We start from the raw sequence: 11,983 nt of genomic DNA on the forward strand, positions 1-11,983 counted from the left end.
TGGCGAAGCCACCGCCTCCCCCGCGGGCGCACCTCGGAGCCCTGCCCCGCGGCCGGGCCCCCGGCTAGCGGAGGTGGCGCTCGGCGAAGTCCAGTTCCAACCGCACCTGCTTGATCCGCTCGTCCACGACGAGCGAGCCGTGCCCCGCGTCGTAGCGATACACCTCGTGCACCGCGTCCCGCGCCTTGAGCCGGTCCACGTAGTTGTCGACCTGGCGGATCGGGCAGCGCGGGTCGTTCACACCCGCCGAGATGTAGACCGGAGCCTTCACCGCGTCCACGTACGTCAGCGGGGACGAGGCCTCGAAGCGCTCCGGGACCTCCTCGGGCGTACCGCCGAGGAGCGTGCGGTCCATGGCCTTCAGGGCCTCCATCTCGTCGTGGTACGCCGTCACGTAGTCCGCGACGGGCACCGCGGCCAGGCCCACTGCCCACGCGTCGGGCTGGGTGCCGACGCCGAGCAGGGTGAGATACCCGCCCCAGGAGCCGCCCGCGAGGACGATGCGGGCCGGGTCCGCCAGGCCCGACGTCACCGCCCACTCCCGGACCGCCGCGATGTCCTCCAGCTCGATCAGGCCGACGCGGTGCTTGAGGGCGTCCGTCCACTGCCTGCCGTACCCCGTCGAGCCGCGGTAGTTGACCCGCACGACCGCGTACCCGTGGTCCACCCAGGCCGCCGGGCCCGCCGCGAACGCGTCGCTGTCGTGCCACGTCGGGCCGCCGTGGATCTCGAAGACCGTGGGGAGCGGTCCTGTCGCGCCGGCCGGCTTCTGCACCAGGGCGTGCACCCGGCCGCCGGGGCCCTCCACCCACACGTCCTCCACCGGCACGGAGGCGGGGGCCTTCATGCCCGGCGGGTCGAGCACGACGCCGCCCGTCGTGGAGCGCACCACCGGCGGCTCGGCGGCCGACGACCACAGGTACTCCACGCTGCCGTCAGGCCGCGCCGTCGCCCCCGAGACCGACCCGGCGGGCGTCTCGACCCTGACGAGCTCGCCCGCGGCGAATCCATACCGGAACAGCTCGCTGCGGGCCTCGAAGCTGTGCGCGATGAGCAGGGCGGAGCCGTCCGGATACCACTCGGCGCTCACGTCACCCGGCAGGTCGAGCGCCAGGTCCGTCTCCTCGCCCGACGCGACGTCCCACACCATCGGCTCCCAGCGGCCCCGCCGCTGATGCCCGACGAGCAGCCGCGTGTCCCCGTCGACCGGCGCGAAGCCGAGGACCTCCAGGCCCAGCTCGACCGTGCCGCCCTCGGTGTCGTCGAGCTCGGCGACCGTGGAGCCGTCCGGCCTGATCACCCGGAGGGTGGAGTGCATCGCGTCGCCGTGCTCCGTGTGCTCGACGGCGATCAGCGAGCCGTCGTAACTGAGGTCGCCGACGCCCGCGGACTCGCGGTGGCGGTAGATCTCGACGGGGTCGGCGCCCGGGGAACGGACGACATGGATCGTCGAGCCCTCGTCGTCCGTCGAGCGGCCGACGACGGACATCCGCCCGTCCCGGGAGAGGGCGAGGCCCGCCGGATACGACGCGTCGAGCCCCGCCACCGCGGGCTCGTCGGGGCCGCCCGCGAAGGGCTGGCGCAGCCATACGCCGAATTCGTCGCCGTCCGTGTCGTTGAACCACCAGATCCACTCGCCGTCCGGCGAGAGGAGTCCGTCCGTCGTGCCGTTCGGCCGGTCCGTCACCTGGCGCTGCTCGCCGGTGGCGCGGTCCCATGCGTACAGCTCGTACGTCCCCGTCGCGTTCGACACGAACAGGGAACGGTCGGGGGCGTCCTCCGCCCAGTCGGGCAGCGACACCCGCGGCGCACGGAACCGCTTCTCCCACTCCGGCATCTCCGCTCCCGCACCCGCACCCGACGTGTCCACTGCACCCGCACCCAAGTCGCTCATGGACCCCATAGTGCACGCACGCGCCGACAATCCGCTGGCGAGGGTCCCCAGCCTGTGGATAACTTTCTGGACATGTACTCACCGACCCCCTCCGACTGGCGCGAGGCCAACCGAAAACGCTGGGACGAGCGCGTCCCCCTCCACCTCGCCAGCGACTACTACGACCTCGAGGCCTTCCGCTCCGGCCAGGACCCCCTGCGCGGCTTCGAGCTCGCCGAGGTCGGTGACGTCACCGGGCGCTCGCTGCTCCACCTCCAGTGCCACATCGGCCTGGACACCCTCTCCTGGGCGCGGCACGGCGCATCGCGCGTGGTCGGGCTCGACTTCTCCGAGCCCGCCGTCGACGCGGCCCGCGACCTGGCCGCCGAGCTCGGCCTCACCGCCGACCGGGCGTCCTTCGTCGCAGCCGACGTGTACGACGCCGCGGACGCGGTGCCCGACTCCTCGTACGACATCGTCTACACCGGCGTAGGAGCCCTCTGCTGGCTCCCCGACATCCAGCGGTGGGCCGAGACGGCTGCCGCGCTCGTCGCGCCCGGCGGCTTCCTCTACCTCGCGGAGTTCCACCCGCTCTCGGACATCCTGGACGACGCGACGGGCTCACGGATCGAGTACGACTACTTCGCCCACGACGCCTGGATCGAGGAGACGCCGGGCGGCTACGCGGACATGACCACCCCCACGGTCCACAACCGCAAGGTGGAGTGGCAGCACCCGGTGGGCGAGGTCATCACGGCGCTCGCGTCGGCGGGCCTGCGCATCGACTTCCTCCACGAGCACGACACCACGCTCTTCGAGCGCTTCGGCACCCTCGAACTCCGTGACGGCGCCTACCGGTTCCCCGCGGACCGCCCGCGCATCCCCCTCATGTACTCCCTCAAGGCGAGCAAGGCCTGACGACCAGCACAGGACACACCCGGCTCACGGCATCGGCCGCATCCACCCCTCCCACACGAGCCCGTCCGGCAGCGGCCCCTCGGTCTCCCCCCGGCGGGGCGGTGCCGTCGATCCCGGGCCGCCCGGATCGAACTCCCCGAGCTTCGTCCAGCCCCATGACCGCAGCACTTCCCGCCCCAGGTCGTCGTCCCGCTTGATGACCGCGACGACCAGGTCCGTGGCGTGCCGGATGAGCAGCAGCGTGCGCAGCCGCTCCGAGATGCCCCGGCGCCGGTAGGCGGGCACCACCATCAGCTCGGTGAGGATGAAGACCCGGCCCGATGCCGTGCGTTCCTCGACCTCCGGGGGAAGGACGCCCCGGAACCCCTCCCACCACTCGCCGGTACGCGCGGCGCGGTAGCCGTACAGACAGCCGACCAGTCCCGCCGCGTCGGCGACGACCATGTCGAAGTCGGGCCGCTGCACGGTGTTCTCGAAAAGGCGCAGAAACCCCTGCCGGTCCCGGTACTCGGCGCCGGCGTCTCCTTCGTAGGCCTCGACATAGACGTCGGCGACCGCTTCCCGCTGCTGCTCCGCCTGCCAACGGGTCAGCCGTCGCAAGAACACCTCTGCCATTTGTTCCTCCACCCGCCCCTGTCGAGGGAACCCTCGGCACCCCTCGACACCCCTGGACTCCGCATGGTGGCACCACGAAACCGTGAGCGGAACGGCTTCCCCCGAAGTCAGGGGCGCTTGAACACTCCGGTCAGCCCCGCGATCAGCATGGCGGCGAGTGCCCACCCGGCCAGTGTGTAACTGGCGGCCCAGACGGCGGTGCCCTCCGTGGCCAGAAATCGCGAGCGCTCACCCAGATTGGCACCCGGGATCAGGAGGTCGGCGGTGTATATCGCCCCGCTGAACTCCACGTCCGGATCGAGAGTTCTGGCCCGGACGATGTCGTCGTGTTCGTAGGCACGGGAGAACCAATAGCAGCCGAAGGAGTAGAGCACCGCGATCGGCAGGAGAATGAGCCACGGCTGGTATCCGAATCCGATGGTGCCCCGCAGGATGCCTTTCCAGGCCGTCCGGAAGGGCAGCATCTTTCTGTCGGCCCGGGTCTTCGGATGGTTGCGCCTGCGCCATTGCGCGGTGATCTGCACCTTGCGTGCGTCGCGTTCACTGCCCTCACGCTGATAGACGTCGGCCAACTGCCGGTAGGGCTGCGGCACGAACCCCTCGGCGTCACGGCTGATCCAGTCGAGCCGCTTGGCCGTCACCATGTGCTCGTCGTCCGCCGCGGAGCCGATGCTGTTGTACGTGAATCCACTGAGCCGGATCGCGTGCCCGCCGCGCCAGGCCTTGGCCGAGTCGTCCCAGCGCCCGACTTTCGCGGACCGCAGATCGACCACCCCGTACAGGTGCTCGGGCCGGAACAGAACACCCCGGGTGACCTCCGCACTCAGCAGCGTGATCGCGCATTTCCCCGCGGCGGTCGCCGTGAAGCTGCCGCCTTTGCAGTCCAGTTCACCGATGTGCGCGCTGGTGAAGTCGACTTCGCCGACGGCCGAGAAACCGGCGGAACACTTCGCGGTGCCCAAGACGGTGAGCCGTTTGGCGTCGATGGCCTTCTCGTCCTCGGCCGAGTTGGTGAAGCTGCCTTCGCGCAGATCGAGGTCCCCGCCGATCCGCGCGCCCGCGAGGTCGACCTCGCCGTCGGCGCGAAAGCCCTTCGAGCACTTCATCGTGCTCTCGACGGTGAGGCGTTCGGCGCTGAGGGCCTTTCCGCCTTTGGCCTCATTGGTGAACGTACTGTCAAGAAACTCCAGTTCGGCGCCGATGCGAGCGCCGATCATCCGCACCTCGCCGACCGCCGTGAAGCGCTCCTTGCACAGCATCGCCCCGATGACGGAGGTGCCGTACAGATTGAGCGCCGGCGTACTCCCGTCGACCTGCGTGAAACTGCCGTGCGAGCAGTCCAGATCGCCGCCGATCCGCGACCGCCCCAACCGGACCTCCCCCAGGGCGGTGAATCCTCCGCACAGGAACATCGACCCTTTGACGTCCAGCCCGTAGGCATCGAGGGCGAGATTCCTGCCCCCCTCCGAAGCGCTGTTGTCGAAGGAGGACTTGGCGCAGTTCACCTGCCCGCCGATCTGCGCGCTGATGAGCCGAACCCCGCCGGTCAGCCTCGCCTTCACGAACCACAGGCTGCCGTCCACGGAGATCCTGCTCGCGTCCAGGGCCTTGCCCCCGGGATTGGTGAACGTGCCGTCGTCGCAGTCCAGCGTTCCGTGGATGTGCGCGCCCTGGAGCTGGACCTCGCCGGTCGCGGTGAACCCGTCGCCTAGGCAGAGATCGCCCTGGGTGTGCATCGCGCGCCCCTGGAACCCGCGGGCGTGGCATCCCGGCAGCTGGATGCGGACCGCGCGTGCGTCGTTGAACAGGAGCGGTGTCTCGGCCGCGAAGTAGCAGTCCTCCAGATACAGCGGCCGGGTCAGGACCGCCGCCGTCAGATCGAGGGTGCCCACGATGCGCGCCCCGGCGAGCCACAGGGTGCGGTGCGTGCCCGTGGGCGCGCTGCCGCCCTGCCCGATCAACAGCTTCGCGAGCATGGAGGCGTCCACTTCGCGCGCGGCTCCCCAGTGCTCCCCGCCCGCGGCGTCGACGCGCGCGGATGTCGCCGCGCCGCCGCCCGCTCCCGCCGCCCTGGGCCGCAGGTCCACCTCCTCACCGGCGCCCAGCTTCTCCTCATGCGTACGCGGCACGTGCGGCTCTTCGGTCATGGCGGCCTCCCCCTGGCCTTTTCCGCTCCAGGATGGCAGCGGCCCGCGCGGGAGGAGGAGCTGGTGAGGGCGAGAAGGGGATCGGTTGTGGAGGGCTCAACTGGCGGATTGCGTAGGTCAGTTGCTGCCGGTGCGAAAACCTGGCGACGACGTACGACGTAGGGGACTGACCAGCGGCGGACCACCCCAGGCGCAGAGGGCGGAACGCCGAACGCCAGAAGGTCAGAAGGCCAGAAGGTCAGAAGTGCAGCATCGACATGACCTCGGGGCTCCGTACGCCCGTCGATACGGCGGGGACGTCCACGCCGGGTCGGATCCAGCCGGCACGCTCCGCCGCCGTGACGGCGGCCTTCTCCGCCGTGTCCGCCTGGGAGTTCAGGTCTTCGTCCGTGCCGAGGTGCTTGGCCCCCGCCGCTGCCGATGCGGCCAGGGATGCCTGCAGCGCGGCCTGGCACGCGTCGCGGGCCCGCCCCGCGTCGCCGTCGACTAGTCGCGCCATCTGGGCGGCCTGCGCGGCGGAGGCAGCGGCATTCCTTGCGCAGCGCGAGTCCGCGGCCGGGTCGGGCGGGCTCTCGGCGAGCACGGCGAGAGCCTGCGCCGCCACGCGCGCGGCGTGAGCGGCCTTCCAGACGGCGTTCTCGTCGGCCGGTGAGCCGTCCGGCCGCTGATCTGCCGCGCCGTGCTCGATGTAGTGGCTCAGGGCGGCTGCCCGAGCCGCCGCGCTCTCGGCCCGCGCGGCGTGGCCCTGCCTGAGGGCCGCTGCCTCCGGCCCGTGCATCTCCCGGTCGCGTTCGCTCATCGGCCTCTCCTCGTCTGCCAGAACGCAGTGCAGTCAAACGCAGTGCAGTCAAACGACGGTGCAGTCAAACGACGGTGCGGTCACACGACGGTGCGCGCGTGCTCATGCCGCCTGCCCCGGCGTCGTACACGGCCCGTGGAGGCGGATGTGCCGGGCAGGGTGGCATGTCGCGGCGCAACAGACCAGACAAGCGCACGAGGCCCGGCGCCCGCGGCTACGTCGTGGACCGTGCGTTCCGCTGCGACGGAGGCAGCAACAGGTCGCGCTCCGGGTGCTGTTCGCCCGTGACGCTGCCGCTCACGCCGAGGTCCTGGCGTGCGGCGTCGTGGAAGGCGGTGATGGCGCGGAAGACCGCTCGGTTGCGCTCCCGCCACTCGTCGAGCGTCCCCGAGACCTTGCCCGTCGCCTGCCAATCGATCTTGAGCGCAACGGCGTTGAGGCTGTGCGCGGCCTCGACGACCTCGTCGCCCGCGAGCAGCAGGATGCGTTCGAAGGCGCGTCCTCGGAGGTGGCTGGCCTCCAGCACCTCGGCGCGTACGTCCCTTTCGCTCTGCTGGCTCTCGCGGAGGCCCTCCCTGATCTCGTAGAGGTGGACGGCGAGGAAGACGGAGGCACGGACGGTGTCGATGTACCCCTCGTACGCGTCCAGCTTCCTCTCGTCCCAGCGGACCAGGAGCTCGTGCTTCTGACGGCCGCGATTCATCAGGTAGTTGGTCAGGTGCGTCGTCAGCGCGCCCAGCAACACCGCCGCCACCGTTACGAGCTGCTCGCCCGTTCCCACCTGTTCCCCCAGCTCAGCCGCACTCCCCAGAATGACTGGACGATCTTACGAGTGCGGTCGGCGACGGGGGAGGCGATTGCGGAAACAGGGGCGCGCCCGCGCCTACGTGAACAGCCCGAAGGCGTTGTCGAGCGACCACACCTGCCAGCCCATCCCGAAGAACGCGACCACGGAGATCAGCGCCATCATCAGGTTCTGCCCCTGCTCGCCCCAGTCGTGGATCATCAGCACCAGGTAGATCAGGTTCAGCGCGAGACCGCAGACGAGGGCGATCGGCGTGAGGAATCCGACGATGAGGCCGAGGCCGAGGGCCAGCTCCGCATAGGCGACGACGTACGCCATCGTGCGCGGCCGGGGCTTGACCACGACGTCGAAGCCCGAGCGCACGAAGGCCCAGCGGTGCTTGTCCGCGATGCCGGCGGCCCAGCCGATCCCGCCGCCGTCGAACCACGTCTTCTTGTCCTTGTGGCGCCAGCTCTCCAGCCACCACAGGCCCAGTCCGATCCGGAGTACGGCCAGCCATTCGGCTCCGCTGAGCCACATCGTCTCCATCGAGCGCCCTCCTTCGACCTGACCTGACGGGTCGTCAGTTCAGCGGATGCGGAGCGATCGCGCAAGGGGTCGAGTTTGAGGCGGGCTGTTGCCGTTGCCGAAGCGAGCCCATAACCTCAATCTGATGGACCGTCAGATGCGTGTTAGGGAAACCGGCAGGTAGTAGGGGGCATAGCAGTGGACAACACCGAGGTCGGGGCCAAGGAGCTCCCCCGCGTCATCAGCGTGGACGACCACGTGATCGAACCCGCGCACCTCTTCGAGAAGTGGCTCCCGAGCAAGTACCGCGACCGGGGCCCGAAGCCCTTCACCGCAGGTATCGGCGAGCTCGAGTACATCGGCGGCAAGTACAAGTTCACGACGGACCCCGAAGGGCAGATCACCGACTGGTGGGAGTACGAGGGAGAGATCTTCCCGTACAAGCGCATCATCGCCGCCGTCGGCTTCTCCCGGGACGAGATGACGCTCGACGGCATCACGCGCGAGCAGATGCGCCGCGGCTGCTGGGACCCGACGGCACGCCTGGCGGACATGGACATCAACCATGTCGAGGCCTCGCTCTGCTTCCCGACGTTCCCGCGCTTCTGCGGGCAGACGTTCTCCGAGGCCAAGGACAAGGAGGTCGGGCTCGCCTGCGTGCGGGCGTACAACGACTGGATGGTGGAGGAGTGGTGCGGTGACAGTCGCGGGAGACTGATCCCGCTGTGCCTCATCCCGCTCTGGGACGTGGATCTCGCCGTCGCCGAGATCAAGCGCAACGCCGCGCGCGGCGTGCGGGCGGTGACCTTCAGCGAGATCCCCACCCACCTCGGTCTTCCGTCGATCCACTCCGGCTACTGGGACCCGTTCTTCGCGGCGTGCGAGGAGACCGGCACGGTGGTGAACATGCACATCGGTTCGTCGTCGCAGATGCCCGCGGCGTCACCCGACGCGCCTCCGGCCGTCCAGGCCGCCCTGAGCTTCAACAACGCGATGGCCTCGATGATGGACTTCCTCTTCTCCGGGGTCCTGGTGAAGTTCCCGCGCCTCAAACTCGCCTACAGCGAGGGGCAGATGGGCTGGATTCCGTACGCCCTGGAGCGCGCCGACGATGTCTGGGAGGAGCACCGGGCCTGGGGCGGGGTCAAGGACCTGATCCCGGAGCCTCCGTCGTCGTACTACTACCGGCAGATCTACTGCTGCTTCTTCCGGGACAAGCACGGTGTCGCCTCGATCGAGACCGTGGGCGTCGACAACGCCACCTTCGAGACCGACTATCCGCACGTCGACTCGACCTGGCCGCACACGAAGGCGGTGGCCGAGGACCACGTGGGTCATCTCCCCGAGGACGTGGCGTACAAGCTGCTGCGCGGGAATGCCATTCGCATGCTGGACCTGCCGTTCGACCGGGACCTGTAGGCGGGGCCCGTAGGGGTGGGGCCCGGGGCGGGGCCGGTCGCCTCCGTTGCCTGGCGGGGGCGTCAGGCAGCGGGGCTGGGGCCGGTGGAGGGCTGAACCCGGACGCGGACCCGGACGCGGACCCGGACGCGGACCCGGACCCGGTTCAGCGCAGGGTCTCGGCGTCGACCCGTGAGAAGACCAGCTCGCACTCGCCGACGACGGGTCCGCGCCAGCGCACCGGGGGCTCCGGACGGCGCAGGGAACGGGGGTAGTTCTCGGGCCGGTAGTCGGTGGGCAGACGGTAGGTGCGAAAGCCGTGCCGGGCCATGGTCTCCATCAACTCGTCGATGGAGTCGCCGAGTTGCGCCATGCGCTCCGGGGTGACCTCCACGGCGATCTCCACGTCCGGGCGGAGCCGCCCCAGGGCGGGGGCCAGCCCTCTGATGACACCGCCCTCCGCGCCCTCGACGTCGATCTTGATCACGCGGGCCCGGGTGAGTTCCTCCTCGTCCAGGAGCTCGGGCAAGGGCTTCGCCGCCATATCGAAGCTCGACTCGGCGGGACCGTCGTACGGGACGATCGAGTTCGCGCCCATGTTGTTCGAGCTGGCCAGCACGAAGGTCAGCGTCCGGTGGCTGTCGGAGACCGCCGCGTTGACCGTGCGGACGTTGTCGCAGCCGTTCATCCTGACGTGCTGGAGCACGCGTTCGTGGAACGCGGGCGACGCCTCGATGGCCACCACCTGCCCCGCACGGCCGACCAGACGCGAGCCGAGCACCGCGAAGTAGCCGATGTTGGCGCCCACGTCGACGAACGTGTCCCCGGCGCCCAGCCTGCTCTGCAGCCACCGCGTCATGTGCGGCTCCCACGCCCCGTAGAGGCTGATGAACCGCTGGATGAGGTCGCGGGAGTCACAGGCGAAGCGGGCGTCGAACTCCGCATCGACCACGCGCCGCCGCGGATGGTCGCGCAGGTACGGATTGAGGAACCGGGCCACGAGCGGCCCCTTGAGCAACGAGCCGGGCGCATTGCGCACGTATCCGCGGCCGAGGGTGGCCATCAGCTCCGACGCGCCGCGGAGGGAAGGGGGAGGCATAGCCGTGACCGTACGGAGTCCGCCACGGCCACGGCAAGATCGGATGGCGGCGGCGGTCCGTGCGGAACCGGCCACCGCCTCCCTGCCCACCAGGAGTGCACTACGACGTGCGCTACGAGGGCTCTACGACGTGCGCTACGAGGGCTCTACGACGTGCACGACGAGGGCTCTACGAGGACGATGGCCGACCGGAGTCCGTGTCGACGGGATGGCGCCACTGGAAGTGGTCCAGCGCTCGTGCCCTCGCCTCGACCACGGCCATGCGGGCGTCGCGTTCCGCCGTGTCGACGTGCGAGGCCTGGCCGGTCATCTGGCCTTCCCACTTGCGGTAGAGCAGGCCGACCTCGGACGAGAACCAGCCCCTGGAGGTCGAGTTCAGGGCGAGAAGGAGGCCCGTGTCCTCGGAGGCCGGCAGCGCCATCCATCCGCCCAGGGCCACGAGCAGGTCGCGGCGGACGAAGAGCGTCGCCGGGTGGACCTGCGCGCGATAGTCGTGGGAGGCCCAGTAGTCGAGCACTTCCCGGCGCTCGACCGGCCCCGGCTCGGGGTCGCCGGGGAATCCGGCGGTGGACCCGTCCGGGAGCAGATCGAGCACGCGTGACGTCGCCCAGCCGATGCTGCGGTCGGCTTCGAGCGCCGCGAGGTCGCGGGCCAGCGCACCGGGCGCGAGCTGGTCGTCGGCGTCCAGGACCTTGACGTACTCGCCGTCCGCGTGGGCCAGGGCGATGGTCCGGGCGACCCCGGGGCCGCCCGAGCGGCCCTGCTTGAACGTGATCCGGTCGTCGTCGGGGACGTGGGGCGCGACCTGGTCGGTCGCCCCGTCCTCCTGGATCAGCCAGTGCCACTCCCAGCCGGCGGGCAACTCCTGCGCGCAAAGGGACTTGTACGCGTCGGCCAGGAAGTGGGCGGACGGCGCGTGGACGGCCGTGATGACGATGATGCGCCGGCTCACGGCTCACCACCTTTCCAAGTGAGTCGTGAAGAGCATTTCCGTGCGGTCGCCGGGCAGCGTGACGACGGACATCTCCACGATGCGGTCGTCCGTGTCGTACGAGGTCTTGCGCAGGACGAGGACGGACGTGCCGGGCGGCAGGCCCAGCTCCTCCGCCTCCTCCACGGTCGGGGGCCGGGCCGTCACCCGCTCCTCGACGCGGTCGATCTCGATGCCCACCGTGTGCAGCTGGTTCCATGTCCCGCCGGGCCAGGGCTCCTTCGTCTCGTCGAGGAGGTCGGGGTTCGCCTTGACGAGGTCGCGGATCAGATGCGACGTGACGAGGCTGAACGGATTGCGCTCGGCGCTGTACCGCGTCCGGTAGGTCCGCTCGACGAGCGCGGTTCCTGGCTCGACGCCCAGCGCCGCGGCGATCTCCTGGGACGCCTCGACCTCGCGGTATGTCGCGTGGAAGACGAGGTCGCCCACCCCGAGGCCGGTGTCGTGCTCGGTCGCACCGGTCTCCAGGCGCTGCCGCTCGGGTGCGCGGGCCCGGTCCTTCTCCCACTGGTGCCGGGTGTTGGCGCGCTGCACCAACGCGCGTGGGCGGCGGACGAAGGTCCCGCGGCCGTGCTGCTTCTCGATCAGCCCTTCGGCCTGGAGCACCCGCAGGGCCTGCTGGACGGTCGGCCCGCTGCGTCCGGAGCTCCTGATGAGGTCCGCCTCGGACGGCAGCCGGTCACCGGGCTTCAGCCGGCCGCCGCGGATCTGCGCGCGAAGCTCGTCCGCGATCTTCTCGTAGGCCTTCGCCATCCGGCTCACCGTCCCGTCGTGCGACCCGAGTCAGCATACGACTCCTAAAGAGGTCTTGACGACTGTGAATGCGTTGCG

Annotated in this window: 11 protein-coding genes; 2 read left to right on the forward strand and 9 right to left on the reverse strand. The window is 70.2% G+C overall.

Translation table 11 applies throughout. The annotated features are described in order from the left end of the window. Positions 1-64: 64 nt before the first annotated feature. On the reverse strand, positions 65-1,894 hold the full coding sequence (locus tag ACIGXX_RS15025) for a prolyl oligopeptidase family serine peptidase (RefSeq protein WP_351166975.1): 1,830 nt from the start codon (positions 1,892-1,894) through the stop codon (positions 65-67). A 72-nt stretch (positions 1,895-1,966) separates the two neighbouring features. On the opposite strand from ACIGXX_RS15025, the gene ACIGXX_RS15030 reads away from it, so the two are divergent. Next, positions 1,967-2,791 (forward strand): class I SAM-dependent methyltransferase, encoded by an 825-nt coding sequence (locus ACIGXX_RS15030; protein ID WP_351166973.1) that lies wholly within the window; start codon positions 1,967-1,969, stop codon positions 2,789-2,791. 24 nt (positions 2,792-2,815) lie between these two features. On the opposite strand, the gene ACIGXX_RS15035 is transcribed toward ACIGXX_RS15030, so the two are convergent. The 5 genes from ACIGXX_RS15035 to ACIGXX_RS15055 form a co-directional block, all read right to left on the reverse strand. After that, positions 2,816-3,406 carry a hypothetical protein gene (locus tag ACIGXX_RS15035; protein WP_351166971.1) on the reverse strand — a complete coding sequence of 197 codons (591 nt, stop codon included), beginning with the start codon at positions 3,404-3,406 and terminating at the stop codon, positions 2,816-2,818. A 107-nt stretch (positions 3,407-3,513) separates the two neighbouring features. Beyond that, on the reverse strand, positions 3,514-5,553 hold the full coding sequence (locus ACIGXX_RS15040; protein WP_399975790.1) for a hypothetical protein: 2,040 nt from the start codon (positions 5,551-5,553) through the stop codon (positions 3,514-3,516). Positions 5,554-5,791: 238 nt separating this feature from the next. Further along, entirely contained in the window at positions 5,792-6,352 is a 561-nt protein-coding gene (locus tag ACIGXX_RS15045) for a hypothetical protein (RefSeq protein ID WP_383815881.1), read from the reverse strand. Between the two features lie 214 nt (positions 6,353-6,566). Then, positions 6,567-7,133: a hypothetical protein gene (locus ACIGXX_RS15050; RefSeq protein WP_351166965.1), complete on the reverse strand. Its 567-nt coding sequence runs from the start codon at positions 7,131-7,133 to the stop codon at positions 6,567-6,569. Positions 7,134-7,235: 102 nt separating this feature from the next. Continuing rightward, positions 7,236-7,685 carry a DoxX family protein gene (locus tag ACIGXX_RS15055; protein ID WP_351166963.1) on the reverse strand — a complete coding sequence of 150 codons (450 nt, stop codon included), beginning with the start codon at positions 7,683-7,685 and terminating at the stop codon, positions 7,236-7,238. A 177-nt stretch (positions 7,686-7,862) separates the two neighbouring features. On the opposite strand from ACIGXX_RS15055, the gene ACIGXX_RS15060 reads away from it, so the two are divergent. Further along, positions 7,863-9,083, forward strand: a complete 1,221-nt coding sequence (locus ACIGXX_RS15060; RefSeq protein WP_351166961.1) for an amidohydrolase family protein — start codon at positions 7,863-7,865, stop codon at positions 9,081-9,083. A gap of 145 nt (positions 9,084-9,228) precedes the next feature. On the opposite strand, the gene ACIGXX_RS15065 is transcribed toward ACIGXX_RS15060, so the two are convergent. The 3 genes from ACIGXX_RS15065 to ACIGXX_RS15075 form a co-directional block, all read right to left on the reverse strand. Next, positions 9,229-10,161 carry an FkbM family methyltransferase gene (locus ACIGXX_RS15065; protein WP_366461556.1) on the reverse strand — a complete coding sequence of 311 codons (933 nt, stop codon included), beginning with the start codon at positions 10,159-10,161 and terminating at the stop codon, positions 9,229-9,231. Between the two features lie 169 nt (positions 10,162-10,330). Beyond that, positions 10,331-11,113 carry a glycosyltransferase family 2 protein gene (locus ACIGXX_RS15070; RefSeq protein WP_366461555.1) on the reverse strand — a complete coding sequence of 261 codons (783 nt, stop codon included), beginning with the start codon at positions 11,111-11,113 and terminating at the stop codon, positions 10,331-10,333. 3 nt (positions 11,114-11,116) lie between these two features. Next, complete coding sequence (locus ACIGXX_RS15075) at positions 11,117-11,905, reverse strand: GntR family transcriptional regulator (protein WP_361467807.1); 789 nt, start codon at positions 11,903-11,905, stop codon at positions 11,117-11,119. Positions 11,906-11,983 lie beyond the last annotated feature (78 nt).

The organism is Streptomyces sp. NPDC055243, from assembly GCF_044544025.1.
GTDB lineage: Bacteria > Actinomycetota > Actinomycetes > Streptomycetales > Streptomycetaceae > Streptomyces.

Bases quoted from the DNA above. Each gene is read 5' to 3' on its own strand.
- ACIGXX_RS15035 (WP_351166971.1), bottom strand. From the start codon at position 3,406: ATGGCAGAGGTGTTCTTGCGACGGCTGACCCGTTGGCAGGCGGAGCAG.
- ACIGXX_RS15030 (WP_351166973.1), top strand. From the start codon at position 1,967: ATGTACTCACCGACCCCCTCCGACTGGCGCGAGGCCAACCGAAAACGC.
- ACIGXX_RS15025 (WP_351166975.1), bottom strand. From the start codon at position 1,894: ATGAGCGACTTGGGTGCGGGTGCAGTGGACACGTCGGGTGCGGGTGCG.
- ACIGXX_RS15075 (WP_361467807.1), bottom strand. From the start codon at position 11,905: ATGGCGAAGGCCTACGAGAAGATCGCGGACGAGCTTCGCGCGCAGATC.
- ACIGXX_RS15040 (WP_399975790.1), bottom strand. From the start codon at position 5,553: ATGACCGAAGAGCCGCACGTGCCGCGTACGCATGAGGAGAAGCTGGGC.
- ACIGXX_RS15065 (WP_366461556.1), bottom strand. From the start codon at position 10,161: ATGCCTCCCCCTTCCCTCCGCGGCGCGTCGGAGCTGATGGCCACCCTC.
- ACIGXX_RS15055 (WP_351166963.1), bottom strand. From the start codon at position 7,685: ATGGAGACGATGTGGCTCAGCGGAGCCGAATGGCTGGCCGTACTCCGG.
- ACIGXX_RS15045 (WP_383815881.1), bottom strand. From the start codon at position 6,352: ATGAGCGAACGCGACCGGGAGATGCACGGGCCGGAGGCAGCGGCCCTC.